Source organism: Microcoleus vaginatus FACHB-2002 (assembly GCF_040004035.1).
Lineage (GTDB): Bacteria > Cyanobacteriota > Cyanobacteriia > Cyanobacteriales > Microcoleaceae > Microcoleus > Microcoleus vaginatus_C.
This window is the reverse complement of record NZ_JAMPLN010000006.1, coordinates 103,667-121,663: the sequence shown is the minus strand read 5'-3', so window position 1 is coordinate 121,663 and position 17,997 is coordinate 103,667. Positions and strand designations below refer to the sequence as shown.

At 47.3% G+C, this 17,997-nt stretch carries 13 protein-coding genes; 5 read left to right on the top strand and 8 right to left on the bottom strand.

The genetic code is table 11. The annotated features are described in order from the left end of the window. Positions 1–382 precede the first annotated feature (382 nt). The 6 genes from NDI35_RS07625 to NDI35_RS07600 form a co-directional block, all read right to left on the bottom strand. Positions 383–4,942: a PAS domain S-box protein gene (locus NDI35_RS07625; RefSeq protein ID WP_445312195.1), complete on the bottom strand. Its 4,560-nt coding sequence runs from the start codon at positions 4,940–4,942 to the stop codon at positions 383–385. A 1,037-nt stretch (positions 4,943–5,979) separates the two neighbouring features. Beyond that, on the bottom strand, positions 5,980–6,171 hold the full coding sequence (locus NDI35_RS07620) for a hypothetical protein (protein ID WP_445312194.1): 192 nt from the start codon (positions 6,169–6,171) through the stop codon (positions 5,980–5,982). A gap of 172 nt (positions 6,172–6,343) precedes the next feature. Then, positions 6,344–7,297 (bottom strand): malate dehydrogenase, encoded by a 954-nt coding sequence (mdh, locus tag NDI35_RS07615; protein WP_445312193.1) that lies wholly within the window; start codon positions 7,295–7,297, stop codon positions 6,344–6,346. 123 nt (positions 7,298–7,420) lie between these two features. Continuing rightward, positions 7,421–7,636, bottom strand: coding sequence for an NAD(P)H-quinone oxidoreductase subunit O (locus NDI35_RS07610; RefSeq protein ID WP_333053996.1), 216 nt, complete (start codon positions 7,634–7,636; stop codon positions 7,421–7,423). A gap of 188 nt (positions 7,637–7,824) precedes the next feature. Next, a complete protein-coding gene (locus tag NDI35_RS07605) occupies positions 7,825–8,757 on the bottom strand; it encodes a DNA-formamidopyrimidine glycosylase (RefSeq protein ID WP_445312192.1) in 933 nt (310 codons plus the stop codon). 2 nt (positions 8,758–8,759) lie between these two features. Then, entirely contained in the window at positions 8,760–9,143 is a 384-nt protein-coding gene (locus tag NDI35_RS07600) for a photosystem I reaction center subunit IV (protein WP_190738280.1), read from the bottom strand. Between the two features lie 289 nt (positions 9,144–9,432). Here NDI35_RS07600 and NDI35_RS07595 point away from each other — a divergent pair, with 289 nt between their 5' ends. Then, a complete protein-coding gene (locus tag NDI35_RS07595; RefSeq protein WP_445312191.1) occupies positions 9,433–10,167 on the top strand; it encodes a RibD family protein in 735 nt (244 codons plus the stop codon). Between the two features lie 191 nt (positions 10,168–10,358). Next, positions 10,359–11,555, top strand: a complete 1,197-nt coding sequence (locus tag NDI35_RS07590; RefSeq protein ID WP_445312190.1) for a GNAT family N-acetyltransferase — start codon at positions 10,359–10,361, stop codon at positions 11,553–11,555. A 324-nt stretch (positions 11,556–11,879) separates the two neighbouring features. On the opposite strand, the gene NDI35_RS07585 is transcribed toward NDI35_RS07590, so the two are convergent. After that, on the bottom strand, positions 11,880–12,470 hold the full coding sequence (locus NDI35_RS07585; RefSeq protein ID WP_445312189.1) for a hypothetical protein: 591 nt from the start codon (positions 12,468–12,470) through the stop codon (positions 11,880–11,882). A gap of 173 nt (positions 12,471–12,643) precedes the next feature. After that, on the bottom strand, positions 12,644–14,008 hold the full coding sequence (locus NDI35_RS07580) for a sensor histidine kinase (RefSeq protein ID WP_445312188.1): 1,365 nt from the start codon (positions 14,006–14,008) through the stop codon (positions 12,644–12,646). Positions 14,009–14,353: 345 nt separating this feature from the next. Between NDI35_RS07580 and NDI35_RS07575 the strand changes: the two genes are divergently transcribed. The 3 genes from NDI35_RS07575 to ftsH4 all read left to right on the top strand — a co-directional run bounded on the left by NDI35_RS07575 (position 14,354) and on the right by ftsH4 (position 17,891). Beyond that, a complete protein-coding gene (locus NDI35_RS07575) occupies positions 14,354–15,199 on the top strand; it encodes a M48 family metalloprotease (RefSeq protein ID WP_445312187.1) in 846 nt (281 codons plus the stop codon). 112 nt (positions 15,200–15,311) lie between these two features. Further along, complete coding sequence (locus NDI35_RS07570) at positions 15,312–15,785, top strand: TspO/MBR family protein (RefSeq protein WP_445312186.1); 474 nt, start codon at positions 15,312–15,314, stop codon at positions 15,783–15,785. A 231-nt stretch (positions 15,786–16,016) separates the two neighbouring features. Beyond that, positions 16,017–17,891 carry an ATP-dependent zinc metalloprotease FtsH4 gene (gene ftsH4 / locus NDI35_RS07565; protein WP_445312185.1) on the top strand — a complete coding sequence of 625 codons (1,875 nt, stop codon included), beginning with the start codon at positions 16,017–16,019 and terminating at the stop codon, positions 17,889–17,891. Positions 17,892–17,997: the final 106 nt, after the last annotated feature.

Sequence of the window (17,997 nt, the reverse complement as noted above, 5' to 3'; positions counted from 1 at the left end):
CAAACTCACAATCTCACAACTGATGCACCGGCCCGAGAAATTCTCTTTTTAAAACCGCAGATGATGGCAGATAAACACAGATTAACGCAGATGAATTAGCTCAATTCCGGTTGCATTGTCGGTAATTGTTGACTATTGACTGGATTTTATCAGGACGATGCTACCGGATTTGATATGGTTGACAATTACAAAACTGACGCACAGTAACGCTTTCGCAATTGCCAATTGCCAATTATATCATTTCCGGTTACACCGGAATGATGTTGACTGTTGACTGTTGACTGTTGACGCCGTGAACAGTCAACCGTCAACCGTCAACCGTGAACTCGAATTTACCATTCCGATGCTAACGGATTTGATATTACAACTTACCAATTCCCCATTAACAATTAGCTTTGAGGGGAATCTCGATCGCCAATTCTGTACCCTGTCCCGGCGAAGAAGTGCATTTCAGCGACCCGTTGTGTCTGTCTGTAACAATTTGATAGCTAATTGACAAGCCCATCCCAGTGCCTTTACCCACAGGTTTAGTGGTAAAAAACGGGTCAAAAAGCCGAGTGCCGACAGTCTCCGGTATTCCCGGCCCGTTGTCAGCAATCCGAATGATTACCTTGCCCGCTGGCGATATTTCAGTGCGGATGCGGATGTTGCTGGGCTTTTGCCGCATTTCCTCAGCAGAACGGCGCAGATCCCGTTCTTCCAAAGCATCCAAAGCATTGCTCAAGATGTTCATAAATACTTGATTTAACTGTCCGGCATAACATTCTACTAAGGGCAGTTGACCGTATTCTTTAATCACCTCAATTTCTGGATGATTGTGTTTAGCTTTGAGCCGGTGCTGCAAAATCATCAGGGTGCTATCTATGCCGTCGTGGATGTTGACTGCTTTCATTTCCGCTTCGTCCATGCGGGAAAATGTGCGGAGAGAAGCAACAATTTGTTGAATTCTGTCTGCACCAACTTTCATTGAAGAAAGCAACTTTGGTAAGTCTTCCATCAGAAAGTCGAGTTCAATAGTGTCTACTTCTTCTTGAATTTCCGGGACTGGATCGGGATAGTGATTTTGGTAAAGTTCGATCAGGTGTAGCAAGTCTTGAGCATAGTCGTTAGCGTGGCTGAGATTGCCGTAAATAAAGTTAACTGGGTTGTTGATTTCGTGGGCTACTCCTGCCACAAGTTGACCGAGACTTGACATTTTTTCATTTTGAATTAACTGCGATTGAGTGCTAGTTAATTTCTGCAAGGTTTGTTCTAATTCGAGAGCTTTATTGCGAGTTTGGGCGTAAAGATCGGCTTGGTTGAGAGCGATCGCCAATTGAACTGTAATCGCTTGCAACAATTCTACTTCGCTGTCGCTCCAAGGCCGCACAGAAGCGGAGTGGGTGCAGGTAACAACACTCACGACTCCCGAAAGTGCCTGCATCGGAATTGCCAATATAGATTGGTAGCCCATAGAACGGAGAGACTTTCTCCAAACAGGGTCTGCGATTGCTTCGACATCATCGACTTGCAGCGTTTCTAGACGCAATACCGATTCTCCTAAAGGGCCGAAGTCAGAAGCTTTATAGCGACCTATTAAATCGGGAAGTTCTCTTGTGCGAGATTCTTGAATAACTTCCCAGTAAGGTTCCTCTCCGTCGCAGCGATACCAGGCAAAGTGGCAACGATCGATCTGCATGAAAGCGCGAATTTCTTGGACGGCGACAGCAATAATGCTGTCGAAATCGAGGGAATTGCGGATTTGAGTAGTGAGGTTGTTGAGCAATTTTTCTCGATCTGCCTGCTGCCTGAGTCGGGCTTCCGATCGCCTCAAGGCAATTTCTCCCTGCTTGCGATCGGTAATGTCTTCGGTGACAGCTAATAGATATTGCGGTTTGCCATCAGCATCGAGTATTGCGGTTTTCTTGGTATGAAATATGCGAGTATCGCCTTCTCTTGTTTGAATCAGTTCTTCGGGAATGTCTACAATTTGCCGGCTGGCGAGCGCTTCCCGGTCTTTGGCGGTGAAAAATTCGGCTTGTTCTCTGGGGAAAAAGTCGTAATCATTTTTGCCCCTAACTTCTGCTGCACTGAAACCGAGCAACTCTTGGGCCGCTGGGTTCCACAGTACAAATCGCAAGTCTTCTGCTTCTTTGGCAAATACTCCTACGGGTATGGTGTTGAGCACTGATTCCATAAACTGTTGAGCCTGTTGCAGTTCTGCTTCTGCCTGTTTGCGATCGCTAATATCTCGGACGTTGGCAATGACCCTGAGATTGCCGTTGAGATGAATTCGGGACAGGGCAATTTCTGCATCAAAAGTTGAACCGTCGTTGGGACGCCTCGCTTTCCATTCCACGCGACCTGTTTCGCCGGCTAATACTCTTTCCCAAAGTTCTCCCATTTGTTCAATGGGATTGTCGCCACTTGAATAGTCATTTTTAGTTGATAATTTTGTTGCTTGTTCGGGGGTAACTCCGTACATTTCTAACATTCGATTATTGACATCGAGAATGTTTCCTTCTAAATCGTGAATGAAGATAGCATCGTAGACATTGTTAAATATGGTTCGCAGGTTTTGCTCGGAAACTTGCAGCGCTGCTTCTGCCTGTTTGCGATCGCCAATTTCTTGTTCTAATTGCGTGACTGCTTGGGAAAGTTCGGCCGTGCGATCGCTCACTCTGTCTTCTAACTCGACTGCTGCTTGCCGCAGTGCTGCTTCGGCGGCTTTGCGATCGGTAATATCGATCACCGTACCGAACAGTTTTAGTACCTTGCCGTTCACATCGGTTTCGGCTCTGCCCACGGCGTTCACGTGTCGCAAGATGCCGTCGGGACGGTAAAGGCGAAAGTCAAACTCAAAAGGGATGCCTGTTGCGAGTCCCTGCTGCACTTGAGTTTGCCACAATTCCAAATCTTCTGGATGAATCAGAGCTACCTGTTCGGCTATGTTGGGCGCGATGGGGGCCGGTTCGAGCCCGAAGATGCGAAATAGTTCTTCCGACCAAGTGAGGGTTTCGGTGGATGCGTCGAGTTCCCAATTGCCGACGTGGGCGAGTCTCTGGGCTTCTTTGAGCTGCCGCTGGCTGTTGCGGATGGCGGTTTCGGCAACTTTGCGATCGGTAATGTCGAACAATACGCCGCAAAATACGATTTCGCCGTTCTCGCTGCGGGTGGGCATGGAGTCGCCCTGCCACCAGCGAATCTCACCGTCGGGCTTGACTAACCGTCCTTCGTAGTGCCAGAGGGAAAGATTTTCTACGGCTTCGCAGACGGAGGCGATGTAGCTTTCCAAGTCTTCGGGGTGGACGCGGGAAATGAATGTATTCATGTCTCGCATCATTTCTGCTGCTGTGACGCCGCTGAGCTCTTCGATGCGATCGCTCATGTAGTCAATGCGCCAAATTCCGTCACGGTTGCAAAATTGGAACAAAGCTCCGGGCATGGTGGCTGCGATCGTCCGAAACTTGGTTTCGCTAGCTGTGAGGGCGGCAAAAGTCTGGCGCAGTTCTGCCGTGCGTGCTTCTACTCTGCGCTCTAGTTCTGCGTTGGCGTGTTGTAAGGCTGCTTCTGCTCGCTTGCGATCGGTAATGTCGGTGGCTGTACCCGTGGTGCCAAGGCAGTTTCCGGTTTCGTCGTAGACGGCGATGGCGTTAAACATCAAATGTTTCATGCTGCCGTCTTTGGCGATGTGGGTGCTTTCGTACTGGAAAACTGATTCTCCGGCCACCAGGCGGGCGAAAACTTCTAAATCTTTCTGGCTTTGTTCTGGTGTCACAAAGTCGGAGAACGGCCGACCGATCATTTCTTCTGGTTCGTAACCGTAGATGTACTTAACTGCTGGGTTGACGAAGGTGTAGCGCCCTGAAGCATCGACCGACCAAATCATGTCTTGGGATGTTTCTACCAGGCTGCGGTATTTGGTTTCGCTGGCTTTGACGGCTTCTTCTGTTTTTTTGCGTTCCGTCATGTCGCGGGAGACGCCGACAGTCATGACGATTTGGCCGTCTGCGTTGCGGATCGGTGTTTTGACGGTGCTGAACAGCCGCACTTCTCCGTCGTAGCGCGTCACCGGTTCTTCGGAAATTTGCAGAGTCTGTCCGGTTTCAAAGACGAAGGCGTCATCTTTGATGTACTGGAGAGTATTGTCGGTATCGGCGAAAGGTGCGTCTACTATGCCTTGAAGTTCCTCTTCAGTCATGCCGTAATAGTCGCGGAATGCTTGATTTGCCCAAACTATTTTGGATTTGGGGCCTTTGACTAATACCATATCGCCGATCGAATCGAGAATTTGGTGATATTTTTCCTCGCTGTCGCGGAGTTTCTGCTGTGCCGCTTCGATTTGTGCTATTTGCCTCTGGGTTTGCAAGTGCAGTTCGGCTTGGTGGATGGCAACTGCTAAATGGTCGCCTACTTGTCTGGCAAATTCGATTTCGTCTTCTTGCCAATCGCGGGGATTGCCGCAGGAGTGAATGCACAGCAATCCCCACAAATGTTGCCCTTGCAGTAGGGGTACGACTAAGTTGGCTCGGATTTGAAATCGCTTGAGGATTTTTAGGTGACAAGGACTCAACCGGGCTTTGTAAATGTCCGTGACTGCTTGAACGTATCCTTTGGCATAGTTGGCGGCAAATTGTTCGCCGAAACAGTAGTCGCGGACTCTGGTTCCCAAAGATGGGCTGTATTGGGGCAGTACGTCTTCGGACACTACTTCGCCTTCATTCCATTCGGATTCGGGAAAGAAGCGGTAGACGGCGACTCGATCGGCATTTAGGAGTTGCCGAACTTCGGTGGCTGTGATTTTGAATATTGTTTCTAAGTCTAGGGATTCACGAATTTTGCTAATAACTCCCATCAGCGCTTGCAGCTTTTTGAACCAGGTTTGAGACTGCGTTTGTCTTTCTAGGTGAGCTAGTTTCTCGCGCAGGTTGCTGACTTCGTGATACAGGTATTCATGAAACATAATGTTTTTTCTTTAGTTATTTTGCGGTTTGTTATCGAGGTTGATGGCATCTCAATAGCGCTCTGCAAGTTGAGCCTGGTAACTCAAAAAGGCAAAGAACATATTCTCCTCCTTCTGCTAGCACTTAGCAGCTACTCACGCTGCATTTCCGTATTTTTTCGAGATTTGGAGGTCAATCGACCATCTTATCTCCCGTATATTTACTGAAAAAAGGCTTAACTGGCTACGTCATAAATTGTCAATTCTTGAGAAGTATGATAACAAAACTTACACATAAACCCTGTTTTTTAACGTAATTAAGTCAGGGAAGCTCCGAAAGTGGAAACAAGAAACCCGGTTCCCTTGCGGGATTGGGAGGAGCGCCCTGACTAATTTTGACATTTTTTTTGGTCGCCTTCGGTTGCAATTGTCACCTTTTTATTATTACCGCAAACTCGATCTATGGTTTCCTTGTTTTGGCGAGCGAATATCCTGTTGGGATTGCCTCTATTAAATTTTGTTTAAATTTAGGCTATCGCCTTTTCTAGAGTTTTAAGTAATTCTCTATTTGTCTCTCCTAAATGAGATTTTTTACCCCCTTTGTTGTAAGCAATAAATTAAGATATTTTTCCTTGCAGTATCGTTTTTTTATGCGATGAATTAGATTTTTTAAACTGATTTGAATTCACCGAATCAGAGGTGAGTTTTCCCTAAAAAATTTGAGGTAGGTTGCCTGCTATAGTTAAATTGGCTCAACTCAAGGGCGATTCCCTACCGCAACTGGCCCGCACCCGCGTTCGGGATAGCTTCGCACGCGCGGAGACTTTTTGCCCGATTTGTAGGTTTTTTGAGAAGTGTAAAAATTTTAGATAATACAAATGTTTATGGTATCACATTTTTGGCTAAAATAAAGGTATTTCAAGCTTGAACAATAGAAAGGGCGAGCGCGAATATTAAAGTTTGGTCAAAGTAATGAGAAATTCCGTAGAAACTCGCATTTCGCTTTCTACATTTAAAGTGCCACGGTGTTGTTGGACAATGCGAGCGGGAGTGATAGATCAGCCAAAACCAACTGCTTCTGCTGTTGGTTTTGTAGGAAAGAAAAGATGGCAGATTTTTGCTTGAATTCCTACAGAAACTATGAGGGTATTGTCGCACAAACCAAGTTCAACTGCTTTTGCCAGTTTTTGCGTTTTCAGCAAGTTTTTGAGAGGAAACTTTATATTTATCAAGCGGTTCCTTGCTGCCATTTTTGAGCTTGTGAAATACAACATAACAAACATGATAAATGATAGTTTTTATAAAAGCGCGGTTGAAAGCCGAAAAGCCAACTTCCGAGAGATCGATCGCACTGTCATACTCAATATAAATTATTATATTGAAGTGGCGATCGGCTGCTATAATCAACGAACTTCTACAAACTTAAGAAGCAGTTTTCAGTATCGCCTTGGCTTCCTCAATATTTTCGGCAACCAATTTGCCTGACTCGATAAAGGCTGCTCTTTCGGTATCGCTGAGTTCGAGTTCCACTATTTGTTCGACTCCCTGAGATCCCAAGCGGCAGGGAACTCCTAAAAAGATATTTTGCACGCCGTATTCGCCCTGCAAATAAACGCAGCAAGGCAAGAGTCGCGACTGATTAAATAAAATAGATTCTACCATCAAACAGACAGCAGATGCGGGTGCAAAATAAGCACTACCAGTCTTCATCAATTCTACAATTTCGGCGCCGCCGTGGCGAGTCCGCTGTACGATTCGATCGATCGCCCCAGCATCCATAAGTTGATTGATGGGAATACCATTGACAGTAGAATAGCGGGGCAAAGGAACCATCAAATCGCCATGAGAACCGATGACAGTTGCATTGACATCAGCATTTGAAACGCCCCATTCCATTGCAATAAAAGTTTGAAAGCGTGCGGAGTCGAGAACTCCCCCCATCCCCATGACTCGGTGTTTTGGCAAATCCGCTGCTTCCCACGCTAAATAAGTTATGATATCGAGGGGATTTGTGACTGTGATTAAGATTGCTTCGGGAGAATGCTCGATCGCCTTTTTTGTGGCTTCGGTGACAATTCGAGCATTGATTTTAATTAAATCTTCCCGATTGATACCGGGTTTGCGCGGCACTCCGGCGGCAATTACTATGATATTTGAGTTTGCCGTATCTGTATAATCATTTGTACCAACAATTTGGCGATCGTGGCGTTCCACTCCCCTTGCTTCCATCAAATCCAAAGCAACGCCCTGCGGCCAACCCTCCACAATATCTAGCAATACTACATCGGCCAGATTTTTCTCAGCAATTCGCTGGGCTAACGTACTGCCGACTTTGCCTGCACCAATAATTGATACGCGGTTTGATGGAGAATTCATTGGATTTTAGATTTTAGATTTTAGATTTTAGCTTTTAGCTTTTAGCAATCAGCTTAATTGGGGAAAGGTGCGCGGTGTGCACCCTTCGCTACATTAAGAACAGTGATGTTTAGTTTTGGTGAGTTACTGAAAATCTTCGAGTTGGTCTACCCGCAGCCAAATATTGGGGGTGGGTACTTTGCCAAATTTGACGAAGGCATAGTCGCCGCGAACATCCATCACTTCGCCCTTTGTTTCAAATATATAGGAGGAAAAGCGCTGGTCGCTGGCTTTGGCTTCTAGACTGTTTTCCAATTTTTCGCGTACAGCGCGAACTATACTGCCTTTCTTGATTGCCATAACTTGCTTTGTTTAGTTTAAAAAACTATACAAATTTTAATCTAGATTTGGCTTGAAAGTCACTCTGCGATTGAAATGGCTACTAAACAAACGAAGTCCACTCCAAGCGGACTAAGGAATAAAGGGGTGCGATGCGTGGGGTAAATCTAAAATCTAAAATCTAAAGCCTAAAATCTATTGACTGCTTCCTATGTCTGACAAAGGGGGCAAAAATGAGTCGATCGCCCTGCTAATTTTATACGTTCGATGGTTGTGGAGCAAGTGCGGCAGGGTTGACCGGCGCGATTGTACACCCAAGCGACGCCGCCGTAGTTGCCGTTGACACCTTGGACGTTGAGAAAATTGCTAAAAGTGGTGCCGCCGGATTCGATCGCCTTCTGTAAAACTTGAATAATAGCTGTATGGATGCGTCCAATTTGCTCTGCGGTCAAATCCGCGCACAGAGTTGTGGGCATCACTCCCGACAAAAACAAAGTTTCGTCTGCGTAAATATTGCCTAAACCGGCTATCAGTGACTGGTCTAGCAAAGCTGTTTTAATGGGTCGCGCCCGCCGATGCAGCTTGCGGGTCAAATATTCTGTTGTAAACTCGTCGGAAAACGGTTCTGGCCCTAAAAGTTTCAGACCGATGACAGTGCTCGAAACCTCGGTTTCTGCCGGCACGTACCACATTTGCCCGAAGGTGCGCTGGTCTACAAACCGCAATTCTTGGTCTCCCTCAAACAAAAGCCGCACTCGCGCGTGTTTTTGCAGGGGTTCGGATCGGTTCACCCACAGCAGTTGTCCCGTCATTCGCAGATGAACGCCCAACCAGCCGGCTTTTGAAGGAAGGAGGAAGGAAGAAGGAAGAAGGGAAGAGCTTGGAGTTTGATCCCTAAATTCTCCCCCTTTCCCTTTCTCTCTTTCTCCTTCTGGGAATTGAGATAGTTCTGCCAGTAGATATTTGCCGCGTCTGTACCAGCGGGCGATCGACTTTCCTTTGAGTTTTGTCAAAAAATCGGTCGCAGAGATTGAGCGGGCGATCGTGCTGTTTAACAACACGTCCCCGCCCAACATTTCTCGATCGAGGGTTGCTTGATTCAAACCCCGGCAAATAGTTTCAACTTCTGGCAGTTCTGGCACAATTAGCGTTGTTCTGTTCCTTGACCTTGAGGCGAACCTTGGACGGTGCCGGGGGTTTCGGAGCCCGCTTTGCTGTCCGCGGTAGTTTTCGGCTGCTGCGAGGGGCTACCCTGGCCGGTTTGCCGAGTTTTCTCGTCGAGCGTGGTTTGTTTGCCGCCGGAAGCTACTGGAGTCCCTGTTTTCGCTTTTGCTTTGGGCGCTGCCACTTCCACTAATTCGCTTTCGGCGTAGTTGTTGGTGTTGACGCCTGCATAATTTACGCTGTTAAAGCGAACGATAACTGGGTATTTAATGCCGCTTTGGTCTACCGTAGCAACGGTGCCCACTTCTTGATACCAGTAGGATTCTTTGCGGAGAATCCGGACTGTAGAACCGCGTTGAACCATGAGCTTTTTTTCCTTTGCGATGAATAAACGGATCAAGCCATTTTTTTTACTCTAGTCGATCGCGCGGCGCATTTAAAGTCTGCAACGGATTTTTTACTTTCCGCGCCGTTTTTTGTCTGCTGTTTGTAAAGAAAAGTAAATACTTTGGTAGGGCGATCGCTGCGGTTGCAAAATAAATAAACCCACATTATCCGTCAAATAAAAGCAGTACGCTCGAGTTGAAAAAAAACTTTACAAATAGTTGTGAATTGGTACAGTTAAATGTTGTTCTGCGAAATTCTGATAAGTCATGACTGAACCTCACGCAACAGTAATACTCGCGATTAGTGCTGACGGTAAAATAGCAGATGCAGTACGATCGCCCGCGAGATTCGGTTCTGCCAACGACAAAGCCCACCTCGAACAGCAAGTAGCAGCAAGCGACGCGGTTTTGTTCGGCAACGGCACGTTACAGGCTTATGGGACGACGATGAGAGTAATTTCGCCGGAATTAGTCAAACAGAGGGAATTGCAAGGGAAGCCCCCACAACCTGTGCAAATTGTGTGTTCGCGATCGGCCGAATTTGACCCAAACTTGCGATTTTTCCAGCAACCGCTGCCTCGCTGGCTGCTGACGGGGCAAGACTGTAGGGAAACGGCATTGTCGTCTCCTTTTCCGACGAAAGACGGGGAAACGGCAATGTTTTCTTCCTACCCGATCACAAACACTAAGTTCGATCGAATTATCTATGCGAAAACCGCAGGTGGAGAGATTGATTGGATTGATGCGTTTCAACAGCTAGCAAGCTTCGGTATCACACGCTTGGCGATTCTGGGCGGGGGAAAACTCGTAGCCTCTGTGCTGGCTGCAGGCTTGATAGACGAATTTTGGCTGACGGTGTGCCCGTTAATTTTGGGCGGGGCGGATGCACCGACGGCTGTTGAGGGAGAGGGTTTTTTGGCGGATTTAGCTCCGAAATTGGAGCTTTTGGCGGTTAAACAGGTGGGACAAGAGGTATTTTTGCATTATCGGGTCGATCGATAGTCGCGCATTTAACTGGTTCCCCGGCTCTGCCTGGGAACCCATGTAAGCGAGGCTCTGCCTCGCCAGCGCAAGGAAAATCGAGGCAGAGCCTATGGATCTGCGTTACCAGGCAGAGCCTGGTAACAAGTGTGGAACAGGGGAAATTATATTAAGTTAAATAAAGTTCGATCGCTCTACGCTCAAATCTCCCTATGCTGAAACAGCCAAAACCTGAATATTCTGTAGCCTGGATTAGCAAAATAGGCGAAATCCCGCAAGCATCGTGGGATGCCCTGGCGATGCCACTAAAAACTCCATTTCTGGAATGGGATTGGCTTAACAATCTCGAAATCTCGGGCAGTGCGACAGGTAAAACCGGTTGGCTACCGCATCACTTAACAGTCTGGCGAGACAAACAGTTGATTGCTTGCGCGCCACTTTATGTCAAAAGTCACAGTTACGGCGAATTTGTATTCGACAATCAATGGGCGGATTTAGCTCAACGTTTGGGTGTTCACTATTATCCCAAATTGATGGGAATGACGCCGTTTACTCCGGCTGAAGGCTATCGGTTTTTGATTGCCGAGGGGGAAGATGAAGACGAATTAACCGGAGTAATGGTAAGCGCGATCGACCATTTTTGCGATCGCCACAATATCTCTGGTTGCAATTTCCTTTATGTCGATCCAGAATGGCGCGAAAGAATGGAACGCCACGGTTTCAGCAGTTGGCTGCACCACAGTTATATTTGGCAAAATCAAGGCTATCAAAATTTTGACAATTATTTAGGCGCATTTAATGCCAACCAGCGCCGCAATATCAAACGCGAACGCAAAGCAGTTGACCAAGCTGGTTTGTTGGTAAAAACGCTGACGGGCGATGAAATTCCCCAAGCCATGTTTGCTCAAATGTATGCTTTTTATGAGAATACTTGCGACAAATTTGGTTGGTGGGGAAGCAAGTATCTGACTAAGCGATTTTTTGAACAGTTGCACCACAATTATCGCGATCGAGTTTTATTTGTAGCCGCCTACGACAAGGAAGATGAGAGACAGCCGGTGGGAATGTCTTTTTGTTTGTATAAGGGCGATCGACTGTACGGGCGTTATTGGGGAAGTTTGCAGGAAATCGACTGCTTACACTTCGATGCTTGTTACTATACGCCGATCGAATGGGCGATCGATCGGGGCATCCAAAGCTTCGATCCAGGTGCCGGCGGCAGGCACAAAAAACGGCGCGGCTTTCCAGCTACGCCAAATTATAGTTTGCACCGATTTTATAACAACCGTCTGGCGCAAATTCTCAAGTCTTATATCGGTCAAATCAACGAAAGAGAACAGGAAGAAATTGATGCAATCAACGAGGATTTACCTTTTACTAAGTTACCTCCGTTATTACTCGGCGATTGACGGTTGACTGGGAATTTGGAATTGGAAATTTGGAATTACTAACCGCCTATCGGTGTCAACATAATACTAAAACCCTGTGTATAATATCTCGTTGGTATCGAAGTTTCGATCCCCCTAAATCCCCCTTAAGAAGGGGGACTTTGAATGCTCTTCCCCCTTTATTATTAATGCGAGTTAGGGGGGACGTAAGAATACTCTTGTCCCCCCCTTATTAAGGGGGGTTAGGGGGGCTCGAAACTCAACTATAAACGATATTTATTATGGATTTTAGTCTTAAGTTGACACGAATGGTAACAGTCAACCGTCAACCGTCAACCAATTAACCTAATTCAAAAATACTCTCCCATCTTCCTGAATTTCCAGGGATTTTGTATCAGCGGCCACCTCAGTTGTCGCGCCGAAACTGACTTGCAACATTCCCGGCATCGCGGTTGCTTGGGGGCGAACCAGCACCAATCCGCCGTCTGGGCGCTGGTAAGTGAGGGTGATTGGCACTGGGAGGGTTTGAAGCAAAATTTCCGATTGTTCGCCCAGAGTGCGCGGCTGGGTAACGCCTACGATTTGATAATTGATGACAGCATTGGTGGTATTCACCAGTTTAATTACTATCCCGCCTTCAGCAGGCGTAACTCGCGCACTGGGCAGGGGAAAGCGGGGAGGCGCGTCTGTGGGTGTAGATGGCATCCCGCTGAGGCCCGGACTTGCAGCCGGAGTTGGTTGGCTGACGGGTTCTTCAGTGGCTGCGGGAGTCTCTGAGGGAGTCTCTGAGGGAGTCTCTGCGGGTTGGGAAACGGGTTTTCCTTGTTGGGGCGGGGGGCCGCCGGCGTGGGAAAGTGTTGCGAGACTAACGAGTAAACCTCCGCAGGTGGCTGCTAGCAAGCTGATTTTTTTTAACGGTAGATTGTGGCGAAACATAAATAACTCCTCACGAGTTCGATCGAGGTTTTCCAACAAAGTTCATGTTAATCTATGCGTGAATTGAATTTTAATAGCTGGGTTTGGGGCAGAGGTAAGAAGAATCAGGCTTGAGGGGTAGATTTTTTTTTAACCGCAGAGGGCGCAGAGGGCGCAGAGGAGGAGGGGAAGTTTTAGGGGCGAGATGCTTCTGATTTGTGGGCGGGGAGGGCGACGGTAACGGCGGTACCTCGATCGACTTGGCTGTCTATGCGGATTTGGCCGCGGTGATTTTCGACAATTGCTTTGGCGATGGCCAATCCTAAACCGGAACCGGCGGCGCTGCGGTGGGTGCGGGCGGGATCTGCGCGGTAGAATCGATCGAATAAATGCGGCAGGGCTTCTGCGGAAATTCCGATGCCGGTGTCTGTTACTTTTATTTGCAGCGCTGGATGTAACATTGGCGAATTTCTTTTGTTTTTAGCTGCCACCTCCAATTCTACTTGAATTTGACCTCCAGAGGGGGTGTACTGCACGGCGTTGCTGACGAGATTCGTAAAAAGTCGGGCTAGTTGATCCCAGTCGCCCAACAGTGTAAAGTTGTCCTCAGCGTTGGGCAGATCGACAATTTCCAAAGAAAGAGAGAGATTTTGGGTAGTGGCGATCGCCTGTTGTTCTTCAATTACCTCCATCAGTAAAGCGTCGAGAGGAACCTCAATCCACTGCTGCTGAACGATACCGCTATCTTGTCTGGCTAAAAACAGCAAATCATCAACCAAGCGCCCCAAACGGCGCGTGAGACGTTCGATAACTTGTAGCTGTTGGTACTGCTGCGGTTCAATATCCGGTTCCGCCAAAGCTACTTGGACGTTAGTTTGAATTGTGGCGATCGGATTTCTGAGTTCGTGAGAAGCATCAGCAGTAAACTGTTTGAGACGCCCGTAAGATTCCCGCACAGGTTTCATAGCCAATCCCGACAGCAGCCAGCCAATAGCTGCAACGCAAATTAGAGTTAAACTCGCGCCCAAAATCAAATCGAGAATTAATTGGCGGATGGGTTTTGTCACTTCAAACCAAGGATGGCTGACTCGCAAATATCCCAGAACTTGGCGGCCGCTTTGTACTCGCTGCGTTACTTGTCTGAGGGAATAGTTTTGATCGGACTGTAACTTATTATTAATTATCCAAACTGTTTCGCCAGTACGGTTAGCGTGAATGGGAATATTCAGCGGTTCCGATAATGTAGACCACAGCAATTCCCCCGTAGGACTGAACCATTCTAAATCAATGTGGTCGTCTTCTACTGCATCGGTGCTATCTCGAAAACTCGCTTGAATATTAACTTGCAATTTAATTTTATCTGTGGTATTAGGGAAATTTAGCGGTTCGATAACGAGAGTTCGCTCTATTACTTCGACAACATGATTGAGAGTGTCATCAATGCGATCGATCAAAGTATTGCGGACGTAGAAATAGAAACCAGTGGCGAATACAAGTAACAATACAGCAGTAACGGCTGTGTACCAAATAGCGAGGCGGCGGCGGGTAGCTTGGAACATTGGAAATGGGTAATTTTTTTTTTACTAACGAACCGCGAAGATGCGTTCGGCGAAGCCGTTCCCGAAGGGTAGGGCGCGAAGGAAGAAAAGAGCGAGAGAATCTTAAAGCGATTGTGAAGTAATAATCATTAACTAACACTTAACCAACCATTTACAAATATAACGCTCTTCTCTTCTCTTCTCTTCCTTTGTGTCCTTCGCGCCTTCGCGGTTCGTTAAAAAAAGCATTGTTCAGAAGTCCTGCAATAATTGCTACCACAATATTCCTTTATTAATACTTCAGACAGATGTCGAGGTAGCTGCCAGGCTGATAATCTACTCGCTAAACTTTTTAGGTAAAAGCCTGTGAATAAATTTTTATTTCGAGCCGCGATCGGGCTATTAATGGCATTTTTTGGGGCAATCACCTATTTTACAAACGACGTAGAAAATCCGGTAACAGGAGAAAGACAGCGAGTGCAGCTTTCTCCCCGCCAAGAGATAGTTTTGGGATTGCAGGCGCGAGATCAAATGGCCGCTAAGCACGGGGGGCTTTATCCCAGTCAGAGTATTCAGCAGTATCTCGATCGAGTAGGCGAACGAGTTGTCAACGGTTCGGTGGCGAAACAAGCAGGTTATCCGTTTGAATTCCACCTGCTGCGAGACGCCCAAACTGTCAATGCTTTTGCTTTACCGGGGGGACAAGTTTTCATTACTGCGGGGCTGCTGCGGCGGCTGAATTCCGAGGCTCAGTTGGCTGCTATACTCGGGCACGAGGCCGGTCACGTTGTGGCGCGCCACGGTGCGGAACACTTGGCAAAACAGCAGTTCGGGAGGTCTTTGGTAACGGCGGTTGGGGTGGCTACTAGCGACGATCGCGGTGGGGGCCAGCAGGCTGCATTAATTGCTCAAGCTGTCAATCAAGTTGTCGGTTTGCGGTACGGTAGATCGGATGAACTTGAGAGCGATCAGCTCGGTTTTCGGTTTATGACCGAAGCTGGTTACGATCCTAGAGGTATTGTTGAGGTGATGCAAATCCTCGGTGCTGCTAGGAAGGGCGAAGCGCCGCCGGAGTTTTTGAGTTCTCACCCAAACCCTGAAAACCGAGTTCAAAAATTGCAAGCTTTAATCGCACAAAATTACCCTAACGGCGTTCCAGCTAATTTGGAGTCTGGACGCGAAGAGTTTGCTAAGAATTTGTCTGGCGGTTAGCAATAATTGCATAGGGCTTTACAAAAGTTATTACTAAAGGCGGATCTAAGTTCTGCTGGAAGTTGGCACGATCGACTTAATGAGCGATCGAGCAATTTGAAAGTTGAGAACCATGATGGAATCTTGGATGATTATCGGGGGCGTGACTTTCTCAGTCGCCTTCGGAACTCTGTTTTTTAAACTCCGCGATATTAACTGGGCCGTTAAACTTCAAAGACCGGATTGGATGTTTTTTGAGCCTGCTATTCCGTTAATTTGGACGGTAATTTTTGCTTGCGGGGCAGGCAGTGCTACTGTCGTGTGGGAACAGGAGCCAGGGAGCCTTAAAACATGGCTGCTGATGGCTTTGTACTTGCTTTTAGAAATTGTAACAGTTGCTTATATTCCTGCTACTCTCAGAGCCAAAAGTCTCAAAGTAGGGACGATTTTGGGAGGGGCTGGCGAGATTGTGGGAGCTGTGTTGACGTTGGCTGTTTTGCCGATTTCTCAAACCGCGGCTTTGTTACTTTTGCCTTACGTGATTTGGGGTGCGATCGGCACTTATACCACTTGGGAAATGATTCAGTTAAACCCGGAAGCTGCTTAAATATTCGGTGTTATTCGGCGCACCCTACAGACTATAACCCTCTTCTCTTCTCTTCGTTCATGTCCTTAGCGTCTTCGCGGTACGTTAAAAAAAACATTGTTAATAATAGCACATCGGTGCTAGCGGGTTAACCCACCCGATAAAGTGAGGAAATCCGCTTAACAGTGTGTGGGTATTTGATGAGAAAATAGATGAATAAAACGGCTTTAAATCAAAGGATGACAGTTATCAATGGCCATTAAAGACCAGCCCCAACCACCTCGTTTTCGACAAATTAGCAATGTCTTGTTATTGCTCTCAAGTTTGTTTTTGCTGGTAAACATCTTTTTACCGAATTTGTTCGGCCCCCAAATTCCGCAAGTGCCTTACAGCTTGTTCGTCCATCAAGTACAAGAACAAGATGTAGCGCGAGCTTCGGTAGGTCAAAATGAAATTCGCTACCAACTAAAAGGCGAAGGCGATCAACCCGGTCAAGTGCTGTCAACTACGCCGATTTTTGACCTGGAACTTCCTAAACTTTTGCAAGAAAAAGGCGTTGAATTTGCGGCAACTCCCCCTGCCAAAAATGGCTGGATTGGCAGTGTTTTAAGCTGGGTGATTCCGCCGCTGATTTTTGTGGCTATTTTTCAATTTTTCATGAACAGGCAGGGTGGCGGGCCGCAGGGCGCGCTCTCGCTGGGCAAAAGCAAAGCTAAGGTCTATGTAGAAGGCGAATCCGCGAAAATTACTTTTGCTGATGTGGCTGGAGTAGAAGAGGCTAAAACTGAATTAGTCGAAGTTGTTGAGTTCCTGAAAACTCCCGATCGCTTTACGGCAATTGGCGCGAGAATTCCGAAAGGCGTGCTGTTAGTCGGGCCTCCGGGAACTGGCAAAACGCTGTTAGCAAAAGCAGTGGCTGGTGAAGCTGGCGTACCGTTTTTTAGCATATCGGGTTCGGAGTTTGTGGAACTGTTTGTAGGTGTTGGTTCTGCAAGAGTTAGAGATTTATTCGATCAGGCTAAGAAACAGGCTCCTTGTATTATTTTCATAGATGAATTGGACGCGATCGGCAAATCTCGTAGCAGTAACGCTAGCTTCGGTGGGAATGATGAACGCGAACAAACTCTCAATCAATTATTAACTGAAATGGACGGTTTTGCGGCGGGCAATACTACGGTAATTGTGCTGGCTGCAACTAACCGCCCAGAAAGTTTGGATGCTGCTTTGTTGCGCCCTGGCCGTTTCGATCGCCAAGTTTTAGTCGATCGCCCGGATTTATCTGGCCGCGAAGAAATTTTGAACATTCACGCTCAAAAAGTGAAGCTGGGCCCGGATATTAATTTGAAGGCGATCGCCACTCGCACCCCCGGTTTTTCCGGCGCAGATTTGGCAAATTTGGTCAATGAAGCTGCTTTGTTGGCGGCGCGCAACAAACGCCTAACTGTAGCACAGGAAGACTTTGCAGAGGCGATCGAACGGATTGTAGCCGGCTTGGAAAAGAAAAGCCGCGTGCTTAATGAAAAAGAGAAAACGATCGTTGCTTATCACGAAGTCGGCCACGCAATGGTTGGCGCTTTGATGACTGGTAATGGCGAAGTTGCCAAAATCTCGATCGTCCCTCGCGGGATGGCTGCTTTGGGTTATACTTTGCAGTTACCGACTGAAGACCGTTTCTTGTTAGATGAGTCGGAATTGCGGGGTCAAATTGCGACTTTGTTGGGCGGGCGATCGGCTGAGGAAGTGGTGTTTGGTAGCATTACTACTGGCGCTTCAAACGACTTGCAAAGGGCGACTGATTTAGCTGAACGGATGGTGACGACTTACGGGATGAGTAAGGTTTTGGGGCCTCTAGCTTACGATCGAGGCCAGCAAGCAATGTTCCTCAATGACGGTATGGGAAATGCCCGCCGTGCGGTAAGTGCTCAGACTGCTGAGGCGATCGACCAAGAAGTGAAGGAAATTGTTGAAACTGCACATCAGCAAGCTGTGGATATTCTGAAAGCAAATCGAGAGTTGTTGGAAACAATTACGCAGAAACTGTTGGAAACTGAGGTGGTGGAAGGTGATGCACTTCGCGAATTCCTCCGTCAAGTGCGGCCTTTAGATAAGGTGACGGCTTCAGTTTAATAGGGTTTAGTTAAACCGCAGATGAACGCAGATGATTCCAAATCATCTGCGTTTTGCGATCGCACTCCACGATGAGCCGACTGAAACAGACAACGGCAAACAGACA